Origin of the sequence: Methylocella sp. CPCC 101449 (genome assembly GCF_031921685.1) — a bacterium.
Classification (GTDB): domain Bacteria; phylum Pseudomonadota; class Alphaproteobacteria; order Rhizobiales; family Beijerinckiaceae; genus Terripilifer.
In genome coordinates, this window is record NZ_JAPDHU010000002.1 from 914,506 (window position 1) to 937,169 (window position 22,664).

The 22,664-nt window shown below is 61.8% G+C and carries 21 protein-coding genes; 11 read left to right on the forward strand and 10 right to left on the reverse strand.

The genetic code is table 11. From position 1 onward, the window contains the following. Positions 1-63: 63 nt before the first annotated feature. The 10 genes from OIM99_RS15155 to OIM99_RS15200 all read left to right on the forward strand — a co-directional run bounded on the left by OIM99_RS15155 (position 64) and on the right by OIM99_RS15200 (position 10,062). Entirely contained in the window at positions 64-1,269 is a 1,206-nt protein-coding gene (locus OIM99_RS15155) for a D-alanyl-D-alanine carboxypeptidase family protein (RefSeq protein ID WP_311851258.1), read from the forward strand. Further along, complete coding sequence (gene tmk / locus OIM99_RS15160; protein ID WP_311851259.1) at positions 1,269-2,024, forward strand: dTMP kinase; 756 nt, start codon at positions 1,269-1,271, stop codon at positions 2,022-2,024. The genes OIM99_RS15155 and tmk overlap by 1 nt, the downstream gene beginning before the upstream one ends. Further along, positions 2,021-3,115 (forward strand): DNA polymerase III subunit delta', encoded by a 1,095-nt coding sequence (locus tag OIM99_RS15165; protein ID WP_311851260.1) that lies wholly within the window; start codon positions 2,021-2,023, stop codon positions 3,113-3,115. Before tmk ends, OIM99_RS15165 begins: the two co-directional genes overlap by 4 nt. Positions 3,116-3,142: 27 nt before the next feature. Further along, complete coding sequence (gene metG / locus OIM99_RS15170; protein WP_311851261.1) at positions 3,143-4,699, forward strand: methionine--tRNA ligase; 1,557 nt, start codon at positions 3,143-3,145, stop codon at positions 4,697-4,699. 4 nt (positions 4,700-4,703) lie between these two features. Further along, positions 4,704-5,504: a TatD family hydrolase gene (locus OIM99_RS15175; RefSeq protein ID WP_311851262.1), complete on the forward strand. Its 801-nt coding sequence runs from the start codon at positions 4,704-4,706 to the stop codon at positions 5,502-5,504. Continuing rightward, entirely contained in the window at positions 5,501-6,316 is an 816-nt protein-coding gene (locus OIM99_RS15180; protein WP_311851263.1) for an MBL fold metallo-hydrolase, read from the forward strand. The genes OIM99_RS15175 and OIM99_RS15180 overlap by 4 nt, the downstream gene beginning before the upstream one ends. Before the next feature lie 24 nt (positions 6,317-6,340). Next, positions 6,341-7,141 (forward strand): helix-turn-helix domain-containing protein, encoded by an 801-nt coding sequence (locus OIM99_RS15185; protein WP_311851264.1) that lies wholly within the window; start codon positions 6,341-6,343, stop codon positions 7,139-7,141. 120 nt (positions 7,142-7,261) lie between these two features. Next, positions 7,262-8,296: an LLM class flavin-dependent oxidoreductase gene (locus OIM99_RS15190; RefSeq protein WP_311851265.1), complete on the forward strand. Its 1,035-nt coding sequence runs from the start codon at positions 7,262-7,264 to the stop codon at positions 8,294-8,296. Positions 8,297-8,310: 14 nt separating this feature from the next. Next, positions 8,311-9,051, forward strand: coding sequence for a class II aldolase/adducin family protein (locus OIM99_RS15195; protein WP_311851266.1), 741 nt, complete (start codon positions 8,311-8,313; stop codon positions 9,049-9,051). Positions 9,052-9,144: 93 nt separating this feature from the next. After that, positions 9,145-10,062, forward strand: a complete 918-nt coding sequence (locus tag OIM99_RS15200; protein WP_311851267.1) for a tripartite tricarboxylate transporter substrate binding protein — start codon at positions 9,145-9,147, stop codon at positions 10,060-10,062. Between the two features lie 12 nt (positions 10,063-10,074). Here OIM99_RS15200 and OIM99_RS15205 read toward each other — a convergent pair whose 3' ends face one another. From OIM99_RS15205 to OIM99_RS15215, 3 genes are all read right to left on the reverse strand, one after another. Next, the gene (locus OIM99_RS15205; protein ID WP_311851268.1) at positions 10,075-11,181 is read right to left on the reverse strand and encodes an alpha-hydroxy acid oxidase; all 1,107 of its coding nucleotides are present in this window, start codon (positions 11,179-11,181) and stop codon (positions 10,075-10,077) included. Continuing rightward, the gene (locus tag OIM99_RS15210; RefSeq protein ID WP_311851269.1) at positions 11,181-11,861 is read right to left on the reverse strand and encodes a Fe2+-dependent dioxygenase; all 681 of its coding nucleotides are present in this window, start codon (positions 11,859-11,861) and stop codon (positions 11,181-11,183) included. The genes OIM99_RS15205 and OIM99_RS15210 overlap by 1 nt, the downstream gene beginning before the upstream one ends. 68 nt (positions 11,862-11,929) lie before the next feature. Then, positions 11,930-14,416 carry a TonB-dependent siderophore receptor gene (locus tag OIM99_RS15215; protein WP_311851270.1) on the reverse strand — a complete coding sequence of 829 codons (2,487 nt, stop codon included), beginning with the start codon at positions 14,414-14,416 and terminating at the stop codon, positions 11,930-11,932. Positions 14,417-14,871: 455 nt separating this feature from the next. Here OIM99_RS15215 and OIM99_RS15220 point away from each other — a divergent pair, with 455 nt between their 5' ends. Further along, a complete protein-coding gene (locus OIM99_RS15220) occupies positions 14,872-15,897 on the forward strand; it encodes a tripartite tricarboxylate transporter substrate-binding protein (protein ID WP_311851271.1) in 1,026 nt (341 codons plus the stop codon). Here OIM99_RS15220 and OIM99_RS15225 read toward each other — a convergent pair. From OIM99_RS15225 to OIM99_RS15255, 7 genes are all read right to left on the reverse strand, one after another. After that, the gene (locus tag OIM99_RS15225) at positions 15,884-16,330 is read right to left on the reverse strand and encodes a hypothetical protein (protein WP_311851272.1); all 447 of its coding nucleotides are present in this window, start codon (positions 16,328-16,330) and stop codon (positions 15,884-15,886) included. The two genes, OIM99_RS15220 and OIM99_RS15225, sit on opposite strands and share 14 nt — an antisense overlap. A gap of 12 nt (positions 16,331-16,342) precedes the next feature. Further along, complete coding sequence (locus tag OIM99_RS15230; RefSeq protein ID WP_311851273.1) at positions 16,343-17,014, reverse strand: alpha/beta fold hydrolase; 672 nt, start codon at positions 17,012-17,014, stop codon at positions 16,343-16,345. Further along, positions 17,008-18,363, reverse strand: a complete 1,356-nt coding sequence (locus OIM99_RS15235) for a CoA transferase (protein WP_311851274.1) — start codon at positions 18,361-18,363, stop codon at positions 17,008-17,010. Before OIM99_RS15235 ends, OIM99_RS15230 begins: the two co-directional genes overlap by 7 nt. Before the next feature lie 54 nt (positions 18,364-18,417). Beyond that, positions 18,418-19,476: a mandelate racemase/muconate lactonizing enzyme family protein gene (locus OIM99_RS15240; protein ID WP_311851275.1), complete on the reverse strand. Its 1,059-nt coding sequence runs from the start codon at positions 19,474-19,476 to the stop codon at positions 18,418-18,420. 137 nt (positions 19,477-19,613) lie between these two features. Continuing rightward, positions 19,614-20,117, reverse strand: coding sequence for a hypothetical protein (locus OIM99_RS15245; RefSeq protein ID WP_311851276.1), 504 nt, complete (start codon positions 20,115-20,117; stop codon positions 19,614-19,616). A gap of 2 nt (positions 20,118-20,119) precedes the next feature. Continuing rightward, a complete protein-coding gene (locus tag OIM99_RS15250) occupies positions 20,120-21,571 on the reverse strand; it encodes a hypothetical protein (protein ID WP_311851277.1) in 1,452 nt (483 codons plus the stop codon). A gap of 240 nt (positions 21,572-21,811) precedes the next feature. Then, positions 21,812-22,501: a GntR family transcriptional regulator gene (locus OIM99_RS15255; RefSeq protein ID WP_311851278.1), complete on the reverse strand. Its 690-nt coding sequence runs from the start codon at positions 22,499-22,501 to the stop codon at positions 21,812-21,814. Between the last annotated feature and the right edge of the window lie 163 nt (positions 22,502-22,664).

Consider the following 22,664-nt stretch of genomic DNA (forward strand, 5'->3'; position numbering starts at 1 on the left):
CATTCCCGGGCAAGAGTCCGGGCGGATCAGCGGTCCGCCCGATGCCCCGGATGGCCCGATTTCATGTCCGCCCTGACAGCCTGTTTCACATCCAATCCGCTCGTGCGCCTGACCGCGCCACTGCTGGCGGTCGCCCTGGCTTTGGTACCTGCCGGGGCGCGGGCGCAAACCATCACGACATCGGCCACCTGGGCGATCCTGATGGATGCCGATACCCAGAGCGTCCTATTCGAGAAGAACGCCGATCAGCTCATGTCGCCGGCGTCGCTGGTCAAGATCATGACCGCGGAACTCGTGTTCAAGGAACTGAAGGAAGATCGGCACACCCTCGATGAAACCTTCGTCATGTCCGAGAACGCCTGGCGGCGTGGCGGTGCGCCATCTGGCGGCTCCAGCATGTTCGCGCCCGTCAACAGTCAGGTGCGCATCGAGGATCTGCTGCGCGGCTTGATCATCCAATCCGGCAATGATGCGGCGATCGCGCTCGCCGAAGGCATGGCCGGCAGCGAGGAAACCTTCGCCGCGCTGATGACCAAGCGAGCGCGGGAACTCGGCTTGCGCGATTCCACCTTCAAGAACGCCTGGGGCCGGTTCGATCCGGAACAGAAGGTGACGGCACGCGATCTCGCCCGTCTGTCTCTGCACATCATCAAGACCTATCCGGACTACTACAAATATTTTGGCGAGCCCGAATTCACCTGGAACAAGATCCGTCAGACCAACCGCAATCCACTGCTGACGATGAATATCGGCGCCGATGGCCTGAAGACCGGCAATATCGAGGATTCCGGCTTCGGCCTCGTCGGCTCGACGGTGGAGAACGGCCAGCGCCTCATCCTCGTGCTCAACGGTGCGAAGACCGCCCGCGAACGAGCCGAGGAAGCCCGCAAACTGCTGACCTGGGGCATGCGCGGCTTCGATCACAAGAATATCTACGCGGCTGGCGAGCCGGTCGGCGCCGCCAAGGTTTATGGCGGTGCGCAAGGCAGCGTCGATCTCGTCTCCGATCTGCCGATCCGAGTGATGGTGCCGCGCGGTTCGACCGACCGGCTCAGCGGGCGGATCGTCTACACCGGCCCGCTGATCCCACCCGTGCGGCAGGGCGACGAGGTGGCGCGGCTAAAAATCTACCGCGGTCAGGTTTTGGCTCTCGACACGCCGCTGAAAGCAGCCGAAACCGTCGACAAGGGTACCTTGCGCCAGCAGGCCCTCGACGCCGGGCTTGAATGGTTCTCAGGCCTCATCCGCAAATATGTGTTCAAGAGCTGATGGCCAAACGTACCAGGTTCGCAAAGCGGCAAGCGCCGCGCCGAGGTTTATTCATCACCTTTGAAGGCGGCGAGGGTGGGGGCAAGTCCACCCATGTGAAGCGGCTCCTGGCCCATTTGCAGGCGCTGGACCTACCGGCCATCGCGACGCGCGAGCCGGGCGGTTCGCCCAAGGCCGAGGAAATCCGCCAGGTCATCCTCTCCGGCGCGGCCGCGCCTTTGGGACCGGCGGCCGAGGCACTGCTCTTCGCGGCGGCGCGCATTGACCATCTCGACCAGACGATCCGGCCCGCGCTGGCCCGCGGCGACGTCGTCGTCTGCGATCGCTTCGCGGATTCGACCCGCGCCTATCAGGGCGCGCTCGGCAATCTCGACAAGCGGTTCATGGACGGGCTCGAGCGCATCACCATTGGTGATACGCGCCCCGATCTCACCTTGATCCTCGATCTGCCGGCCACAGAAGGGCTGGCGCGTGCCACGGCGCGGCGCGGCGATGCCGCCGTCGATCGGTTCGAAGGGGAGAACGAGGCTTTCCACACCGCCTTGCGCCAATGTTTTCTCGACATCGCGGCAGCGGAGCCGGGGCGCTGCGTCGTGATCGACGCGACGCGCACCCGCGATGAAGTCGAAGCGGCAATCTGGGACGCGGTGAAACCGCGTCTCGTCAAGGCGCGGCTGCTGCCGTCCGAACCGACAGTTCGCAAGAAAGCCGGTGCAGTCGATGGCGCCAAAACCGTTTCGAGGAGCGCCCCGTGAGCCGCCGCCCGAGCACCCGCGCCGGCGATGGTGAGGCAGCGCCGGAAAGCGATCGCTTTCACAACGCGCCGCATCCGCGCGATGCCACCACGCTTTTCGGCCATGGCGCCGCCGAACAGGAACTATTGTCGGCCTATCGCAGTGGCCGGCTGCCCTCCGCCTGGCTGATCGGCGGCAAGGAAGGGATCGGCAAGGCAACGCTGGCCTGGCGCTTCGCCAAATTCATCCTCGCCCATGGCGATCCACGCCTGCCGGCCGTAACGCGCGCCACGGATCTCTCCGTCGATCCGAACAATCCGGCCGTGCATCGCATCCAGTCGCAATCCCATACCGACGTGACCGTGCTGCGCCGCGCCTACGATCCCAAGGGCAAGCGCCACTACACCGAAATCCGCATCGACGACGTGCGTCGCGTCATCGACATGTTTCACCATGCATCCGGGGAGGGCGGCTGGCGTGTCGCCATCGTTGACAGCGCCGAGGATCTCAACGGATCGAGCGCCAATGCGCTCTTGAAGTTGATTGAGGAACCGCCGCCGCGCTCGCTCTTTCTCATCGTATCCCATCGTCCAGCGCAGGTGCTCACCACGATCCGTTCGCGCACGCGCAAATTGAATCTCGGCGAACTGACGCCTGAAGCCATCATCGAGACGGTGAATTCGCTCGGTGGCACCTTCGCGGAAACGGACCAGCGCCGGCTCACCGAGGCGGCACGTCGTAGCGGCGGTTCGGTTCGCGATACCCTGCGGCTGCTCTCCGGCGACAGCCTCACCCTGATCGAGGCCGTCGATGGGCTGTTGGGTCACCTGCCCACGGTCGATTGGCGGCGCGTGCATGGGCTCGCTGACAAACTCACCGGCCGCGAGGCGACGGAGGAGTTTGAGGCCATGATTTCAGCGATTTTCGACTGGATCGACGCGCGCGTGCGCCAAGGCGCCCCAGAAGGCGCCCGCCTTGCGCCGCTGGCGGAGGTATGGGACAAGATCGCGCTCTCGGCGCGCGAGACGATGGCCCTGAATCTCGACCGCCGGACCTTCATCTTGAACGCCTTTACCGATCTGTCCACGGCCGTGCAGGCCGCGCGAACGTGACTCGCGAAATGAGTTTGTGAAACGAAAATGACGGCGAAATTCTGCATTACCACCGCCATCCCCTATGCCAATGGCAAGCCGCACATCGGCCATGCCTATGAGCGCATCGCCACCGATGCGATCGCCCGGTTTCACCGGATCGCCGGCGAAGACGTGTTCTTCGTCACCGGCATGGACGAGCATGGCCTGAAGATGCAGCAGACGGCCGCCCGCGATGGGCTGAAGCCGCAGGAACTCGCCGACCGCACCGCCGCCCAGTTCGACGAAATGGGCACCGTGCTGAACGCACGCGCCGATCATGTCATCCGCACCACCGAACCGCGCCACTATCGTGCCTCGCGCGCCATCTGGGAGGCGATGCAGAAGAAGGGCGACATCTACCTGTCGAAATATGCCGGCTGGTATTCGGTGCGCGAGGAAGCCTATTTCGACGAGGGCGAGATCACGTCCAATGCCGAAGGCCAGAAGTTCTCGCCCAACGGTACGCCGGTCGAATGGGTGGAAGAGGAAAGCTATTTCTTCAAGCTCTCCAAATACGCCGACAAACTGCTCGCGCATTACGAAGCGCATCCCGACTTCATCGTGCCGGAGAAATACCGCAACGAGATCGTCGCCTTCGTGAAGCGCGGCCTGCAGGATCTGTCGATCAGCCGCACCACATTCAATTGGGGCGTGCCGGTGCCGGGCGACGACAAGCACGTCATGTATGTGTGGGTCGACGCGCTGACCAACTATCTCACCGCTTGCGGCTATCCCGACACATTCGCGGCGAACTGGCACTATTGGCCCGCCGACGCGCATGTGATCGGCAAGGATATCACGCGCTTTCATGCCATCTATTGGCCGGCCTTTCTGATGTCGGCGGAGATCGCTCTGCCGAAGCAGATCGTCGTGCACGGCTTTCTGTTCAGCCGCGGCGAAAAAATGTCGAAGTCGGTCGGCAACGTGGTCGATCCCATCACCATGGCCGAGCATTACGGCGTCGACCAGATCCGCTATTTCTTCCTGCGCGAAGTGCCGTTCGGACAGGACGGCAATTATTCGCACGAAGCGCTGGTCAACCGCATCAATGCCGATCTCGCCAACGATCTCGGCAATCTGGCGCAGCGCTCGCTGTCGATGGTGGCGAAGAATTGCGACGGCAAGGCGCCGGTTCCAGGCGAACTGACCGCCAATGACGAAGCCATTCTCGCCGCCGCCTGGGCGCTCGCCGAGCGCACCAGCGAAGCGATGAAGGAATTCGCGCTTCACACATCGCTGGCGGAAATCTGGAAGGTCGTCGCCGACGCCAACCGCTATTTCGCCGGCGAGGAGCCTTGGGCGCGTCGTAAGGACAACCCGGAACGCATGGGCACGATCCTGTGGGTAACGGCGGAAGTGCTGCGCAACATCGCCATCGCCGCGCAGCCCGTCATTCCGACCGCTGCCGGCAAATTGCTCGACAGCCTCGCCGTCGCCCCCGACGCGCGCATGCTGCGCCATATCGGCAAGAGCTATGCGCTTGCCGGCGGCACGGTTCTGCCGGCGCCGACGCCGATCTTCCCGCGTTATGTAGAAACGGAGGCGGGCGCGACGCCCGCGTAAAACCTTGCTGATCGATAGCCACTGCCATCTCGATTTCCCTGACTTCGCCCAGGACATGCCTGGCACGATGGAACGGGCGCGCGAGGCTGGCGTTGCCCGCATGATCACGATCGCGACCTCGGTGGCCAAGCACGATACCTATCGTGCCATCGCCGAGGGTTTCGACAATGTCTGGTTCACCGTCGGCACCCATCCGCATCACGCCCATGCGGAGCCGAATACGACGGTCGAGGAGATTGTCGATCTCGCCAGCCATCCGAAATGTATCGGCATTGGCGAGGCCGGGCTCGACTATCACTACGACAAGAGCCCGCGCGATGTCGCCGCCGCCGTATTCCGTACCCATATCGACGCGGCGCGACACACCGGCCTGCCGCTCGTCATCCATGCGCGCGATGCCGACGAAGACGTGGCCGCCATCCTGCGCGATGAAATGAGCAAGGGTGCCTTCAAAGCGCTGCTGCACTGTTTCACCTCGTCACGCGCCTTGGCCGAAACCGGGCTCGAACTCGGGCTTTATGTGTCCTTCTCGGGCGTGCTCACCTTCAAGACTTCGGACGAACTGCGCGCCATCGCCAAGGATGTGCCGCTCGATCGGCTGCTGGTGGAAACCGATGCGCCTTATCTCGCCCCCGTGCCGCATCGCGGCAAGCGCAACCAGCCCGCTTGGGTGACGGACACGGCGCGGGTGCTAGCCGAGGTGAAGGGTGTCTCCTTCGACGAGATCGCCGACCAGACGACGCAGAACGTGCTGCGTCTGTTCTCGAAAATGCCGCCGCTCGATGCGGCACCTTCCGCCGCATGAGCAGCCAGGCGCCTAAGGCGCGGATCACGATCCTCGGCTGCGGCTCCTCCGGCGGCGTGCCTCGCGTCGGCATCGGCTGGGGCAATTGCGACGGGTCCAATCCGCGTAACCGGCGCCGGCGCTGTTCCATTCTGGTGGAGCAGGAAGGGCCGGACGGCGTCACCACCGTTCTCATCGACACCTCGCCGGATCTGCGCGAGCAATTGCTCAGCGCCGACGTGCAGCATCTCGACGGCGTGCTGATCACCCACGCCCATGCCGACCACATCCACGGCATCGACGATGTCAGACCGCTGATCCTCAAGATGCGCCACCGTATCGACATCCACATGGATGCACCGACCGCCGATGCGGTGCTGCTGCGCTTCGACTATATTTTCCAGACGCCGCCGGGCAGCCAATATCCGCCGCTGCTCGACTTCAAGCCGATCGAGGATGGGCGCGCCTGCGTAATCAATGGCGCCGGAGGGCCGGTTTCCGGCATTCCGTTCCGCCTGCGCCACGGCGATATCGATGCGCTGGGTTTCCGCTTCGGCAATGTCGCCTATACGCCTGATGTGGTCGACATTCCCGATGAGAGCCTGCCTTATCTCGAGGATCTCGACGTCTGGATCATCGACGCGCTGCAATACCGGCCGCACCCGAGCCATTTCAGCCTGGGCGAAGCTTTGGAATGGATCGACCGCATGAAACCGCGCCGCGCCATTCTCACCAATCTCAACACCGATCTCGATTTCGAGCGGCTGAAAAGCGAAATCCCGGCCGGCGTCGAACCAGCCTGGGACGGCATGACCATCGCTTTCGACATGTAGGATCGATCGGGCGAGGGAGGGCTCTTGCGCGACAACGGAAGAGGGACACTGCGCGCACTGGCGGTGCTGCGCGCGCTCAATGTCGAAAACGACACGACGGTTCTACGCCTCAGCGCCATGACCGGCATTTCCCGGCAGGCGCTCTATCGCATTCTCGAAACCTTGGCCTCGGAAGGCTATGTCGCCCGTCATGCCGAAAGCGGCCGCTATCGCTTGACGAGCCTCGTGCGCGCCTTGAGCGAAGGTTTTAAGGACGAGCAGTGGATCGGCGAGATCGCCGCGCCCGAATTGGAAAAGCTGCAACGCAAAGTCGTCTGGCCGACGGAAATGGCCATCTGCCAGAATTTCACCATGCAGCTCATTCTGTCGACGCGGCGGCACAGCCCATTCGTCATCGACTATGGCAATATCGGCGCCGTGCTGCCGATCCTGAGAACTGCCCTCGGCATTGCCTATCTCGCCCATTGCCCGAGGCCTGAGCGCGATCTCATTCTGCGGTTCTATCGCGAGCAGGGGCCTTCCCTTGATGGCGATCTCGCCCGCAATCGCACGCGCATCGCCCGCATCCTTTCGGCCACGCGCACACGCGGCTTCGCCACGCGCCACCGCAACGTCTTTTCCGGCATCGCCTATCCCGACATTTTCGACACCAACGCCACCATCGCCGTGCCGGTGACGGTCGGCAACGAGGCCGTGGCCTCCATCGGCGTCACCTATATCGCCGCAGCCATGACGACGGCCGATGCCGTCGAACGCTATCTGCGCGCCCTGAAAGCAACAGCCCGGACGATCTCCCGGCTCGCCACGGAAAAGCGCCGGAAATAACAAGGCTCTGTCGCAGACCATGTCCGGCTATCGGACATTTTCAAAATCGCCATTGCTCCATCCCGTTCGCTTCCTATCCTGCATCTATCTGTCGGCCAGGAACGACAATGGGAGCGAAACGTGAAATTTGGCATTTTCGATCATGTCGACCGCAGCGGCCTGCCGCTCGACGAATTCTACGAGCAGCGGCTGCGGATCACCGAACTCTACGATCGTTCGGGCTTCCACGCCTATCATGTGGCTGAACATCACTTCACGCCGCTGGGCCTCGCCGCTTCGCCTAGCGTCTATCTGTCCTCCGTCATCCAACGAACGAAGCGCCTGCGTATCGGCAGCCTCGTCTACACGCTACCGCTCTATCACCCACTGCGTCTCGCCGAAGAAATCTGCATGCTCGATCACCTGAGCCGTGGCCGCCTGCAAGTCGGCCTCGGTCGCGGCATTTCGCCGATCGAAAGCCATTACTACGGCGAGTCCTCGGACAAGGAGACCTCGCGGCAGGTTTATCAGGAAACCCTCGACATCCTGCTCGCGGCTCTGACGCAAAAGCAGGTGAATTATCAGGGACAATATCGCCAGGCCGACAACGTGCCCATCGAGTTGCTGCCGGCGCAGCGTCCTTATCCGCCGCTGTGGATGGGCGTTCAATCGTTCGAGAACGCCGACTTCGCCGCCAAATATAAAATGAACATGGTCTGCATTCTCGAGCCCGAGGAAATGCGTTCGCGCATCGACCGCTATCGGGCAACCTGGCGCAAACTGCACGGCGAGGAACCGTCGCAGGATATGCTCACCGGCCTCTCGGTCTTCATCGTCGTCGCCGAGACCGATGCCAAGGCCGCTGAAATTGCCGACAGATGCTACAAGGCGTGGTTTCATAATTTCAACTATCTCTACCGGCTGCATGGCCGCTCTCCCATGCTTGGCGAGCGCGCCAACAATTTCGCCGACCTGCAGAAACTGGGGCGCGGCATTGCCGGTTCGCCGGAGACGGTGACGCAATTCCTCGCCAATAAGATCGATAAAGCTGGGATCAATTATCTCGTTGGCCAGTTCGTCTTCGGCGACATGTCCTTCGAGGAATCCTCGCACTCGATCGAACTGTTCTCCTGCCACGTCATGCCGGCCCTTGGCGCCGTCGCGCAACCGGCTTGAGCCAGGAGGAAAACATGATCGACAATCAACTCGCGACGCAATTGAACGAAATCGCCGTCGGTTGCCGCGTCCTGGCCCTTTATGGTCACGAGGACAAGAGCCTCGGTCATCTGTCGCTGCGCGATCCGCAAGGCCGCGGCCTCTGGCTCAAACGTGCCGGCGTCGGTCTCGCAGAGATCGAGGGACCGGACGATTTTACCTTGATCGATTTCGAAGGCCGCAAGCTGCATGGAACCGGCACCGTGCATATGGAATGGCCCATCCATACTGAGATCATGATCGCGCGCCCGCAGATCAATGTCGTCGGCCACACGCATCCTTTCTACGGCTGCCTGTTCGCCGCCACCGACGAAAACCTCGTCGGGCTCGGTCACGAAGGCTGCTATTTCGGCCACGATCTGCCGCGCTATCGCGGCACGTCCTATCTCATCGATACCCAATCGCTCGGCCGCGATCTGGTGGCAGCGCTCGGAACGCGTAAAGCGGTGCTGATGAACAACCACGGCGTTGTTTTCTGCGGCGAATCCATGGGCGTCGCCGGCACGCTTGGCATCACGCTTGAAAAAGCCTGCCGCCAGCAGATCACGCTCGCGGCCACTGGCTACCCGCTGATCCTGCCGGCGGAAGACGAAGTCAAAATGAAGGAAGAAAAGCTCGCCAGCCGCGCCACCCTGGAACGGTTCTGGCCCTATTACGTGCGCATGCTCGCCCGCTACGAAAGCGGTCACGGCAAGATCGTGCCGCTTCAAGGCTGACGATCAGGGGAGGGAGAAATGAAAAGGATTCACTTAAGTTGCAGGGCCCTCGTCCTGGCGGCCTTAGCACTGGGCGCTCTGAATGCGCCCGCCATGGCCCAGACTTATCCCAACAAGCCCATCAACGTGGTCGTGCCATTTCCCGCCGGCGGCTATGTCGATAGCTTCGCCAGGGTCGTCACCGCGAAACTCGGCGCCTTGCTTGGCCAGACCATGCCCGTGCTCAACCGGCCGGGTGCCGGCGGAACCGTGGGCGCCGAAAGCGTCGTTCGCGCGCCGCCCGATGGTTACACCATTCTTGTCTCCGGCGTCTCGTCGCTAGCGATCTTCGAGGCCATGCGGTCCAAGACCGGCGAGGCTGAACTGCCGAAGCTGAGCTACATTTCGCTGATCGCCTCGACGCCCGGCGTGATGACCACGTCCACTCAGTCCGGCGTCGCCACGTTCAAGGATCTTATCGAAAAGGTGCACAAGGAACCGGGCCAATACTCCTATGGCTCCGCCGGCCCCGGCACGCCATCGCATCTGTGGAGCGCCGAGATCGTTCGCGCCTTGAAGCTTGATATCCGGCATGCCGCCTACAAAGGCGGGGCACCGGCCTTGCAGGAATTGGCCAACAATCAAATCCTCTGGATGATCGATACACCGGTGGGCTCATTGCCGTTGGCACGGGCCGGCAAGGTGACGCCATTGGCTGTCATCGCGCCGAGCCGGATCAAGCAATTGCCGGATACGCCCGCCATTGGCGAACTGGGTGTGCCGCAACTGGCCGACAAGGCATCGACCCTTTATCTCGCCGCGCCAGCCGGCACACCCAAGGCCATTCTGGATCGCTTGAACGAGGTCTATGCCCAGGCGATCAAAGATGCCGAATTCACCGCCCGCATCGACACGTTCGATTCCGTTCTGCCCGACCCGGAAATGAAAGCCGACAAGGTGCGCGAAGCCGCCGAAGCGGAATATCTGAGCTGGTTCAAAATCGTGCGGGACACGGGCATCAAAGTGGATTGAACCCGCGAGCGCTCAGTTAGAGAGATGGGCGCGGGTGATATTGGCGAGGTCGCGACAGCCCATCAACGCCATCGTGACCTCAAGCTCCATGCGCAGGAGCTTTGCCACATGGGACACCCCAACCGCACCCGCCGCCGCCAATCCCCACGCAAAGGGCCGACCGACCAAGACCGCCTGGGCACCCAAGGCCATGGCCTTGAAGATGTCGCTGCCCCGGCGGATGCCGCCGTCCATCAACACCGGTACGCGCCCGCCAACGACGGCAGCAATGCTTTCAAGAACGTCGATGGTGGCTGGCAGACCATCAAGGACGCGGCCACCATGATTGGACACGACAATGCCGTCAGCGCCATGGCCGAGGGCGCGTTCCGCATCTGCCGCCGTCAGAATACCTTTGAGAAGCACGGGCAGGGACGTCCGTTCCTTGATCCAGGCGATATCGTTCCATCGTGCGGCGGTGTCGAGCAAAGGGCTGCCGAAGACGAGAGGGCCGGATGGATCGACTAAATGCATCGAGGGCAGTCTCATGCCGTGCAGGTTGACCGCCGAAACGCCAAGCGGCAGCGAAAAGCCGCTGCGCTGTTCGCGATTGCGAAGACCCGACAAAGGCGCATCGACCGTTAGGACAATTGCCTTGTAGCCAGCGTTTTCCGCACGCTGAATGAGCTGGGCGGTGAAGTCACGGTCAGCCTGCAGATAAAGCTGAAACCAAAGCGGTGTCGCGGCTTGCGCGGCAATCTCCTCCAGCGTCACGCTCGCCTGCGTGCTGACGACCATTCCCACCTGCATGGCGGAAGCGCCGAGAACGGCCTCCAGTTCGCCATGCTCATGCGCCAGCTTCTGGTAGGCGACAGGTGCCAGAAAAAGGGGTGAAGGATAGGTCTGGCCGAACAATGACACCTGCGTGTGGCCGCCGCGCAAATCCTGCAGAACCTGCGGCTGCAATTTGATGCGCGCGAATGCCGCTTCATTGTCCCGCATGGTCACTTCGTCAGCGGCGCCGCCGCTGAGATAAGCCAAGGCCGCAGCCGTCATCCGTTCGCGCGCCAGCGGTTCGTAATCGCGAACGCTGGCGACCAAATGCGGGATCTGCTGAAGTTTCGGCAGCGGCACGCTCATCAGGTCGCCGACCAGTCACGCAGCAGATTGTGATAGAGGCCGGTCAGGCGCGTCACCGCTTCCTGCTCCGGATCGACTGCGCTGAGCGCCTGGATCGTCTCGTCGAGATCGAGCAACATGCGGCGACGATAGTCTTCCTTGACGAGGCTCTGCAACCAGAAGAACGAGGCAAATCGGGCGCCGCGCGTCACCGACGTGACCTGATGAATGGTGTTCGCCGGGTAAAGGATCATCTGGCCGGCCGGCAGTTTGACCCTGTGTTTCTCCATCTCGCCCTGGATGAGCAGTTCGCCGCCGTCGTAATCCTCAGGTTCACTGATGAACAAGGTGGCCGAGAGATCGCCGCGAATTCTGACGCCGCTCTGCGGCACGCCGAATATCGATGCATCGATATGATCGCCGTAACTGCCGGAGCCTGCATAGCGATTGAAGCGCGGCGGCAGGACTTTCAGGGGCAGGGCCACGGCCGTGAAGCGCGGGTTGGCGGCCAGCCGTTCGAGAATGAAGTTGCCCACCTGTTCGGCGAGCGGATCATCCTGCGCCAGTTGATCGTTATGCTTGACCCGCGCCGCCACATGGCCCGCCGTATGGCGGCCATCGGTCCAGTTCGCCTTGGCGAACAGATCATGGATCTGCCGCGCCTCGGCCTTGCTCAGAACGTCGGGAATGATGGTCATCATGGCCGTTGCACTTCAAAAGCAAATCCCGGCTGCCACGGCAGCCGGGGTTCACGTCTCTTATAGGGGCTTCAGAAGCGGAAGGCGAGGCTCGCCCGGAATGTGCGCGGAACGCCAAGCGCTGCGCGTGTTCCGTTCCAGTTCGAAGACACCGCATATTTCTCGTCGAAAATATTGTCGACGTTCAGACGCAGCGTAATGTCCTTGGTGATCTCGTAGGCCGCCATCGCATGAACCACAGTATAGGCTGGCAGGCGTCCGAAATTGCCGTTCGGAATGATACGCAGCGCATCATCCGGCCGACCCAGATAGGACGAGCCAACATATTGGAAACCCCCGCCGACGGTCAGACCGATGGGAAAGCGGTACGTGGTCCACAGATTGGCGGTGACATTCGGCGTGAACGCCAATTCGTCACCGGACGTGCTGATGCGCGTACCGTAGTCGCCCGGATCGGCACGACGGCGCACGCCGTCGAGATAGGCGCTGTGCAGGCGTTCCGAATTGATGATCGCCAGTCCACCGAACACGTTCCACGCATCGGTGATCTTGCCCGCGACGCTGAATTCGGCACCTTGGACGACCTGACGGCCATAGCCCTTCAAGGTCGTCGTCGTTTCGCCGATGTCGCGACCGGTGATCGCGGCATTATGCTTTTCGATCCGGAACAAGGCGGCCGTGGCACTCAGGCGCTTGTCGAAGAAATCCCATTTGACGCCGACTTCATAGTTTAAAGCTTGCACCGGCTTGGCACCCGCGACCAGGCCTGGGAAGGCATTGTCGCCAGTCCGCGAGATATCCGGATTGGACATGAAGGCACCGGGCGGCAAGGTGGCGAGGCCCACGGAGGCATAGAACGTGCCGTCAGGCGTCGGCTTATAGACGACACCCAGCTTGCCGTTGAGCAGGAAGTGCGAGTCGCTGTAGCCGTCGAAGGCCCCAGCCGGCAGCCCGTTCATGCCCTTGCTGGAAATTTTGGCGTTGTATTGTTCAGCCCGCAGGCCGCCGGTGATCGACCAGCGCGGTCCGAATTCGATCGTGTTGTAGGCATAGCCCGCAACACTGTTGATTTCGACCTTGTTGCGTTCGGTCGGCGCCGAGACCGGCGCGAAAGCGCGATCCGGGTTGGGGAAGAAGACGCTGGTGGCTGGAACCGCACCGGTGCCATAGCGCAGAGCCTCCGATTCCTCGCGCGTGAGATCGATACCGACCGAGAAATTGTGGGTCAGCCAGCCGGTGTTGAAACGCCCCGACAGATTGGTGTTGTTGCTGAGAGTCGTCACCGTGCGATCGTAGAACTGGGTCTGTGCCGTCACGGTTTGAGTGCCCGGCACATAGGCCGTCGGCACGGTGTAACGGGCGAAGCGATCGACCCTCGACCAGCGCAACTGATTGCTCAGCGTCATGCGGTTGCCGAGATCATATTCGACCCGCGCCGTGATGGCGTCGCTCTGCACTTTGTCGACATCGGAGCGCAGGCCATAGAAATTGCTGCGCCGGGCGCTGCTCGCCACCGGATTGTAGTTCACCATGCCCTTGATGCTGGCCCCCGGCACGCCCCAATCCGGCACGTCATCGCGGGTCACGTGTTCGTAGGACAAGGTCGCCCGGAGATCGGTGCCCAGGCCCCAAGTGATCGACGGCGCGATACCCCAGGCCTTGTTTTCGGCGATTGAGCGGCCCGGCACACCACTGTCCTCGACGAAGCCGTTCAAACGCAGCGCCGTGGTCGGCGCGATCACATAATTGGCATCGACGGAGGCACGCTTGCGGGCTTTCGAATTGTACTGATCGAAGCCAAGGCCGATTTCACCAGACGAGAAGTTCGCCAACTGCGGCGTCTTGGTGACGATGTTGACATAGCCGGAGAGACCACCCCGGCCATTGTCGGCAGCCGAGCCCTTGAACACTTCGACGCGCTCGACGTTGAACGTATCGCGCGTATAGCTGCCGTTGTCGCGGGCGCCGTCCACATAGATGCTGCCGCTGCTGTCGAAGCCGCGCAGCTTGAAATTGTTGGTGGAGGTCGAGAAGCCGTTTTCGCCGGCATCGAAACTGATGCCCGGCGTGTTGCGCAAGACCTCGGTCAAGGTGCGCGCGCCCTGTTCCCGGATCACGGCATTCGGGATGACACTGACCGTCTGCGGCGTATTGAGCAGCGGCGCCGTCTGCCGGGGCGAAGAAGCGGATTGCGTGTTGTAGGGGCCGGAGCCGATCGCCCCTTGCACGAATGTCGGCAATTGTGCGCTAGGACCTGCGGCGGCAACTGGGCGCGGCGCGGCGACCGTCGCGCGTTGAGCCCGGCGTGGCTGAGAGGCCGTGTTGCGCGTCGCGCGCGGTGTCGGACGGGCCGCCGCTGGGCGGGCGCGCTGTTGCGGCGCATCGACCGTCACCGGCGGCAGATCGGCGGCCGGTTGCGCCATTGCCACCTCGAAAGGCGCGACCGCGAGGAAAACGGCAGTCGTCATGGCACAGGTCGAAAGATCGAGGGGCTTAGCGAGTTTGATACCGTCCTTCGCCGCAAATGCCCCCGAAGCAGCCCGCTGTATATCGCTCATTTTCTTCTGTTCCCCGCAGATTTACCGAAGTAAATCTTGATTTGTTTGTGGTTCTGCGGAGCAACGACTGGGATACGGGCGGCTATTGAGTCAATAATGTGCCGGAATAAGATATTTAGAATAAAAACAATTTAGTAGCTGTGATTCTACCCAAGCAGGACAGGTATTTGTACGACATTTTAGATGTAATCTAATCTTGAGCTGAGGTCTTAAAGGTCTCGTATTCATTCATTTTTGGATTTCGAACGAGCTTTTCAATACTTTGCATATGCTGGTTTTGCTCAAGAAAAGCACCGTCGTGACCTTAGTCGATTTGAAGTGAATGTTGTTTTTCTGCTACAGCTTCGTTGTCCGATTGTTCTCCCAAAATGAAGAACACGGGCGTGATGGAGGCGCCGAGGGAAGGAATCGCAGAGCGATTCTCGTTTCCGCCGGCTGAGCACGCGGGAGGAAATATGACCTTGCAGGCACGGGCCCTGAAAGCGCTGACGATCGTCTTTACAGCTGCTCTGGGCAGCGTCACAGCCCAGGCGCAGACCGGCGACTTTTACAAAGGCAAGACCATCAAGATCGTTCTGCCGACGGCACCCGGCGGTTCGACCTCGCTCTATGGACTGCTGATCGCCGAACATCTGCAGCGCCACATTCCCGGCAATCCGGTGGTGACCACCGAATATCGTGTCGGGGCCGGGGGCATCGTTGCTGCCAACTATGTCTATAACGCCGCCCCCAAAGACGGCACCGTCATCACCATGTTGATTTCCGGTCTGCTGGCCGAGGACACCCAGCCCGAGGCGGTGAAATTCAAGGCCGCGAAATTCCGCTACATCGGCCGGGCTGCCGATCTGCCCCGAGCCTTCGTCGCCTGGCACAGCGCCGGCATCAACACGATCGACGATGCGCGCAAGCGCGAGGTGGCGTTGGGCTCCTCAGGCAAGGGCGCTCTGACATCCATCCATCCGCTCCTCGTCAACGATATCTACGGCACCAAATTCAAGATCGTGAACGGTTATGCCGGTGCCGGCACGACCTATCTGGCGCTCGAACGTGGCGAGATCGACGCGACGACCGTCGCCTGGGAAGGATTGGTCGCCCAGCATGCCGACTGGCTGCGCGACGGCAAGATCAAGGTGCTCGCCACCATGGGCAGCCGCAAGTTCACCGGCTATGAGACCGTGCCGAAGGTCGAAAGCCTGGCGAAAACCGCCGACGATCGCGAACTGCTCTCCTATTCGGTTCATTACGCCGACGTCGGTCAGGCGCTGGCCGCACCGGCGGAAATTCCCGACGACCGGCTGCAAATCCTGCGCCGTGCCTTTGACGCGATGGTCGCCGATCCGGCCTTCATCGCCTCGACGAAGAGCAAGAATGTCGAGATCGAACCGATGACTGGCGAAGAGCTGCAAGCCTTCGTCGAGAAAGCGGCGCAGCGTTCGCCGAAGATCAGCGAGCGTATGCGCGCCCTGGTCAGCGCTGAATAAGGTTGGGCCTGGTCAGGCGCCATATGGTGGCGCCGACCAGCAGGCCCAGGATACAGGCCGACAGCGGTACGCGGGGGCGAGACAACAAGGTGTCGACCACTTCTCGAAGGGTGAAGTCGAGTTCCTTGGTTACGATAAGCCCCATGCAAAGGGAGCCAAGGAACCAGAACACGAAACCGATCAGGAGCCAGATCAGCACATAGGCCAGAAAGCCCGACTGCCGCGCGCGAAGAAACAGATGCGCAGGCAACCCGAACAGAAAGGCCGGAACATAGCCGACGATCAATCCGACGATCACCGACCTGACGACCCACATGAACTGGTCCGGTTCGCCAAAGAAGTCGGGCGGCTTCGAGAAGAAGGCCGCGTAGATCGCAAAGATAAAAGGTATCCACAGCGGAGCCGCGAGGAATGCAATGATCGTTCGTGCCATGAGTTCCGCTGTCTATCGGTTGAAAGAGCCTGTTTCCAGGAAAGCGAGCACCTGCGTGATCACCCGTCGGTCATAAACCATCAAGGTGTGCGACACAGGCAAGACGATATGATCGCGCATGTTGCGCAGGCGTGTCGAGGTAACCGACACCTTGCCATCATTGGGCCGCGGCAGCAGAAAGCGCGGAAAGATCGGGTCAAGCGGGCGATCGCCGGCGATGATGCCGAGTTCATAGTCGACGCGGCCGAGCATATCTTGATCGATCCGGGCGCGTCCCGTCCGCAATTGCGGCCCAACGGGTCCAAGCACCAGATGATCGAGGCGGAGCCGAAACAGAAGATCGGCCAATTCACTGCCGCGATTGGGCGGCGCCAGCATCACCACGCGTCCCAATTTTTCCGGCCGATGCGAAGCAATCAACGCACGCACCACCAGGCCGCCGAGAGAGTGGCTCACAAAGTGCAGAGGGCCATCGATCTCCCGGGCGAACTGATCGATACGCGGCTTCAGGTGATCGACGATGTGAGCCAGCGATCGCCAGGGGCTGTTATAGCTCGGCGCCAAGGTGGAATAGCCGTCGCGCTTCAAGGCCGCCGCGATCGAGGCCATCGAACGGCCGGTGCGGCCGTGCCCATGCAAAAGAACGACTCCGCCTTTCGATCCGACCACGGCTCGCGTCACCACGCCGGCTTCGAGGAACCAAGCCGCTGCGCACCGCGTTCCCAGCGCATCGGTGCACCGACGATATTAGCCGGTGGATGATAGCGCCGGGCCTCGCCCCAAGGCGTCGTTTCGATGAAAGGCGCCACGTCGGCTATGCCGCCTTCGCTCCAATGTGCCTCGCTCGCCAGTTCACGCAGACTGACCAAAAGCGCCGCCGTGCGCGCCAGCGACAGCCGCGCCGAGGCGAGCTTTTCGCCATTCTGACGCGCGATGATCTGGCGGATCACCGCCGCCGCCATCAAATAGCCGGTGGCGTGATCGAGCGCCTGAACGGGCAGGGACACCGGATGATCCGTTCCTTTCCAGGCCATGCCGGCTTCGGCGATGCCACTGCTGAACTGCACCAGGCTGTCAAAGCCGCGGCGGCCTTTCCAGGGGCCCGTCCAGCCATAGGCATCGAGCGACACTTCGATGAGATCGCGATTGAGTTTGCGGCGCTCGGCCGGGCCAAACCCGAGCCCTTCAAGCGCGCCGGGCCGATAGCCGTGAACGAAAACATTGGCGCGGGCCAACAGCCGCTCGAACAGGCGGCGGTCCATATCGCTGCGCAGATCGAGGCGCGCGCATCTTTTGCCCAGCGTCACTTCGGGAATAGTGCCAGGCTCGTCCCAATCGGGCGGATCGACGCGCAAAACGTCGGCGCCATAGCCGGCGAGAAATCGCGTTGCGACCGGTCCCGCCAGCACACGTGTCAGGTCCAAGACCTTGAGGCCGGCAAGCGGCCGTCCCGGCTCGGGCGACCAACGCAATCCGCCGACATCCGCTGAGGAGAAGGAGATCAGCGGTTCGGCCGCCACGGCCGCGCCTTGCGGATGTTTCTCCCATTCCGTGCGCAAGCGTAATGCCGCGGCACATCCTCCAGCGTCCACCACTGCCGCTTCGAGTTCGCCCGCTCCCCAGGTTTTGACGGCTTCCGCGACAGCGCCACGTTCCGCCGCACAATCGAGAACTTTGAGCGCGGCGGCGCGATGATGCGGCGCGTTGGTGTGCAGTTTGATCCAACGGTCACGGGCCAGATAATCGCCGGCCAGCGGATCCCAGATTGCGGGCAGGGGCCATTCGATCGGCTGGATCGACAGGCCGAACCAGAGCGAGGACAGGCGCCGGTCGACCGCCACGCGCGGCGCCTCGTACATCGTGCCGATCAGTTCCGACATGGCGAGGCAGGCCGCGCCGATGGAACTCGCCGCCAGTTTCGTTACTGGAAAGGCCGAAGGCAGATTGGCGAGCCCGGTGAAGGCGATCCGGTCTAGCGCAGACTCCGGCAGATCAAGGGCTTTCCAAATGATCGGCAACGGACCTAACGCCATCGAATCTACTCCATATTCGGGGGCAGGCTACTTTCCCGAAAAATGAGGCGGCCGTTAGACCTCCTTGATCAGGCTATCGCGCATCAGGTCGCGATTGAGGTCCAGGCCGATACCCGGCCCATCGGGCACGGCAAGGAAGCCATTTTCCGGTTCCGGCGCATTGGTGAACAGCGCCCGTTCCAGCCGCGCGTTGCCAAGATGCATTTCCAGCATCGTGCCGTTACGGAAGCCTGCGACATGGTGGAGCGAAAACAGGCCGCCACCGCCGGCATCCGACAGCGGCAGATTGTAGATCTGCGACAGCGCGGCCACCCGCCGGGTCTCGGTGAAGCCGCCGTTGTACATGCTGTTGGCCATGACGATGTCGATGGCGCCTGCCTCGATCCATTCGCGGAAGCGGCTCGCATAGCCGTCGAACTGACCGATCGCCACGGGAATACGGCCCATGCGGCGCAGATCGGCGAGTTCGCGCGCATCATTGCCGCGAACCGGATCCTCGAAGAAAGCAATATCCGTATCGTCGAGCATCTTGCACAGGCGCACCGCCTGATCGAAGGACAGGCTCTCGTTGGCGTCGAGCGCGATAGAGACGCGATCACCGACCGCATCGCGCACGATCTTCACCCGCCGTGCATCTTCCGCCACGCCACCCTTGGCCACACCAACGAGCACTTTCAGGCAGCCAAAGCCTTGATCGGCGAGCTCACGCGCCAACTGGACGAGCTGATCTTCGTTGTAAACGCCGAAACCGAAGGTGACATAGACGGGCACTTTCTTGCGCGCGCCGCCAAACATCTGCGCGACTGTGCGGCCAGTGGCACGGCCCACCGCGTCCCAGATCGCCATGTCGAGGCAGGAAAGGGCGGTCATGCCGGCACCGGCGCGAATGCCGCGCGGCGTAATCTCCGGCCACAACCGGCCGTGGATCGCCTCGATATCGCGGATGTCCATGTCCTTGATGACAGGCAGCAGATCATTCTTGATCGCGGCGGCGACACCATGGGCCATCCAGCGCCCGCTCATGCCAAAGCCACGATGACCATCGGTGGTCTCGATTTCGCAGATCACCCGCAAGCCATCGCCAGCCGGTTTCTCGACGAGCGGCAAGATCATCGGCAGGTGATGCAGGCTGACGGTGGCTTTCGCGATCCGCGACTGTTGTGTGGGTCAACTGTCTCACGGAAAATCGCGCGCAATGGCGCACCAATTGCCGGAAAAGCAAAGGGTTGAAGGCTTCTCGGAAGAATGGATTAAGGCAGGTTTTGCAGCAGACGCGTGAAATCGCCGGCCCAATCCCGGCGATGCCGGTCCGACGTGACGAGGCTCGCGGCGACCACGTCGCAGCCCCGGCTCAAGACCACGCCGACCAACCGCTTTTTTGTGCCGTCGACGACGGCCTCATATTCGCGCATGCGCCCTCTCAGGGCACCCACTTGAAAGAGCGTCCCTGGCGCCAGCGGAACGAAGGTCGAGCTGACTAAATCGACGTCCGACAAGCCATCGACTTCTAGATCATCACGCACGCCGGTATCGCAATTGCACATACCGAGTTTGACCCGCAGTGTAAGAATGGCTGGCGCATCGCAGGATGACGGCGCGCAGCGGAAAGCACGACCGGCCGGCCAACCATCGCGCGGGAAGGGCCAGTCGATCGCGGTCCACGTGTGCGCTTCGACTGGCTCTTGATGGGACATGGACGCGGCCGGCAGCAGCATGGCGAGAAACATCGCGCCGACGAGCTTGACCGGCCGCATGGCTATTGCCCGATGGACTTCAGCGTTTCATCGCTGAGTTTGAGAATGTGGACGCCGGTATTGGCGCGATCGACCACATAGACATAGCCGCGATCGTCGATCTCCACATTGTTACTCTGGATCGCCGTCTTGCAACGATCCGCGCCATTGATCTTGACGCAGCGCGGTGTCGTCGCCTGGGTGATCGCCGGAATGAAATAGCCGATCTCCTTCGGCCGGAACGGATCGCGGATATCGATCGCGCGGACGCCCGCATTGAAGAAGGTGACGAACACCACTTTCTTGTTGAAGATGGCGAACGCAGCCTCGTTGGAGGAATGCGAACCGAAGCGCCCACCGCGCTGACAGAAGTCGCCCGAAGCCTCGTCAACCGTGAAGTTGGACACAACCATCGGCCGCGTCTCGACCGTGATATCGGCGAACCACACCATCTGCCGCGCCTCGGCGCATTCATTGACGAGGCTTTCATCGACGATCATCACCATGTCGCGGGTCTGACCATCCTTGTCGTTCTTGAATTCAGGGATCGGCATTTTCAACAGCGGCAGCACCGTATGCGCGCCGATGAGCGGCGAAAGCGCGAGCTGGCTGATCTCCGGCGCCTTCAGATTTTCCGGTGTCGGTTCGCCTGGGCCTTCGAGCAGCTTCTTGCGATCGACAATCTGAATGATGCCACCTTTATTGGTACCGTAACCAAAATAGACGCGGTTGGAGTCAGGCCCAGCCGAGATCGGTCCATGCAGCTCCGTGGGCACGGAACCAGATGATCCAGGCTGCTGGCCCGGCAAGCCGAAGTCGCGAATTTTCACCGGATGGGCAGGATCGCTGAGATCGTAGACCTGCGTCATGCGTCGCGTCCGCCAGCCCGGCGCACCGGAGACGAGATAGGCGATTCCCGTATCGCACTCCCACCAGCTCTTATGGGTATCCTTCAACTGGCCTTCGATACGGCTGACCAGTTTCGGCGCGGCCGGATCGGTCACGTTCCAGATTTCATGCGCGATATTGCCGAAAGTACGCAGCAGATAAATCGTGCTCTTGTCGCCTTTCGGCAATTGCGCGCCGCTGCACACACGCGTCATCTGCGCCGCGCCGCTCTCTCCCAGGCCTTCCTGACCGGGCAGGTGATAGAGATAGATCGGCTTCTTCGGATCGGTGACATCGACGATAGAGGTGCCGTTGAATTCGGCTTGACCCGTCAGCGGATTGACTGGACGCGGCACGGCCTCTGTGCCGCCATGATGGCCGATATAGGCGATCCAGCGATTGCCTTGATGAAAGACCGTCGGCTGATAAGCGGAGCGTTGCTGCAAATCATTCCAGCCTACAAGCTCCATATTCTTCGCTTCAGGCGGATCGCCGATCGCTTGTTCCTTGGCATGGACGGCATTCGACAACAGAACGCACGCAGCAATCGACAGCACACTCGTCCATTTCGTGCATGGCAAGCTCATCGCTTCCTCCCGATGTTCGTCTCCGTGATTTCTTGTTCTTCTTGGCGAAGCTGCAGGATGGCACGCTTCGCGAGACATTCAGCGACCGGATGATCTTCATCCGACGCGATGCGACGTGAAGCCTCCAACCTCCGCGCATGTCTGTAGCGTCTGGCGCTGCCTTGACGTTGTCAAGAGGATGATACGCGACTGCGCACGCGCAAATTTTTGCAGCGTGTCGCGATGACCCTATCGCACTGATTACTTGGTCGGAGCCGCTGTCGCCTTGCGCGACAGTTGACGCAACACGTCGGAGCTCAAACGCGCATTGTGCTTGCGCATCGCCTCATAGGCGGCTTCCGGCTGTCCCGCGAGAATCGCTTGCACGATCGCTTCGTGATCTTCGTTCGAGCGTTCCATGCGTTCTTTCAACGTGCTCGATTGCGACTGTCGAAAGGCGGCGAGGCGTTCGCGCAATTCGCGCGCGGTCGACGCCACAGTTTGATTGCGCGCGCCTTCGCAGATGAGATCATGGAACTCATTGTTGAGCCGGCGATAGGTCGCTTCCGATCGCGCGTTCCCAAGCTGCATCGCCTGGCGATGGATTTCCAACAGGTTGCCTTTGTCGAGCGCGGTCATGCGCTGCGCCGCCAGCCGGGCGCACAGCCCCTCGATCTCGCATTCGGCTTCCAGCATGTCGGCCAATTGCGGAATGCCGATCGTCGCCACGACGCCGCCACGGCGCGGTGTGAAGTCGACCAGTCCGCGCGCGCCGAGTTCCCGCAGCGCCTCGCGCACCGGCGTGCGCGACACGCCGAATTGTTCGGCCAGCACCTTTTCTTCAAGCTTGTGACCTGGCGGCAGCGTGCCGCTCAGGATCTGCTGTGCCAGTTCCTGATAGACGCGCAAAGAGTTCGTGCTCGATGAGGTATCGCTTGATGTGCCGCTCATGGCCAAAATAACGCCGCTATCCCGTCCCGGTCGGGGAATAGCCGGGAGGAAGCACGTATAGGGCGCCGTTGCAAGTTCGGGCGCAGCGTAGCCGCCGCGCCCGTTCAAAGGTTGATTTCACATGATCAGCGACCCGCGCGGATACCGACACGGGCCGTGGTTC

Coding starts and splice junctions, on each gene's coding strand:
- OIM99_RS15180 (WP_311851263.1), top strand. CDS start 5,501: ATGAGCAGCCAGGCGCCTAAGGCGCGGATCACGATCCTCGGCTGCGGC.
- tmk (WP_311851259.1), top strand. CDS start 1,269: ATGGCCAAACGTACCAGGTTCGCAAAGCGGCAAGCGCCGCGCCGAGGT.
- OIM99_RS15195 (WP_311851266.1), top strand. CDS start 8,311: ATGATCGACAATCAACTCGCGACGCAATTGAACGAAATCGCCGTCGGT.
- metG (WP_311851261.1), top strand. CDS start 3,143: ATGACGGCGAAATTCTGCATTACCACCGCCATCCCCTATGCCAATGGC.
- OIM99_RS15215 (WP_311851270.1), bottom strand. CDS start 14,416: ATGAGCGATATACAGCGGGCTGCTTCGGGGGCATTTGCGGCGAAGGAC.
- OIM99_RS15220 (WP_311851271.1), top strand. CDS start 14,872: ATGACCTTGCAGGCACGGGCCCTGAAAGCGCTGACGATCGTCTTTACA.
- OIM99_RS15235 (WP_311851274.1), bottom strand. CDS start 18,363: ATGGCGTTAGGTCCGTTGCCGATCATTTGGAAAGCCCTTGATCTGCCG.
- OIM99_RS15240 (WP_311851275.1), bottom strand. CDS start 19,476: ATGATCTTGCCGCTCGTCGAGAAACCGGCTGGCGATGGCTTGCGGGTG.
- OIM99_RS15205 (WP_311851268.1), bottom strand. CDS start 11,181: ATGAGCGTGCCGCTGCCGAAACTTCAGCAGATCCCGCATTTGGTCGCC.
- OIM99_RS15225 (WP_311851272.1), bottom strand. CDS start 16,330: ATGGCACGAACGATCATTGCATTCCTCGCGGCTCCGCTGTGGATACCT.
- OIM99_RS15255 (WP_311851278.1), bottom strand. CDS start 22,501: ATGAGCGGCACATCAAGCGATACCTCATCGAGCACGAACTCTTTGCGC.
- OIM99_RS15250 (WP_311851277.1), bottom strand. CDS start 21,571: ATGAGCTTGCCATGCACGAAATGGACGAGTGTGCTGTCGATTGCTGCG.
- OIM99_RS15155 (WP_311851258.1), top strand. CDS start 64: ATGTCCGCCCTGACAGCCTGTTTCACATCCAATCCGCTCGTGCGCCTG.
- OIM99_RS15210 (WP_311851269.1), bottom strand. CDS start 11,861: ATGATGACCATCATTCCCGACGTTCTGAGCAAGGCCGAGGCGCGGCAG.
- OIM99_RS15245 (WP_311851276.1), bottom strand. CDS start 20,117: ATGCGGCCGGTCAAGCTCGTCGGCGCGATGTTTCTCGCCATGCTGCTG.
- OIM99_RS15200 (WP_311851267.1), top strand. CDS start 9,145: ATGGCCCAGACTTATCCCAACAAGCCCATCAACGTGGTCGTGCCATTT.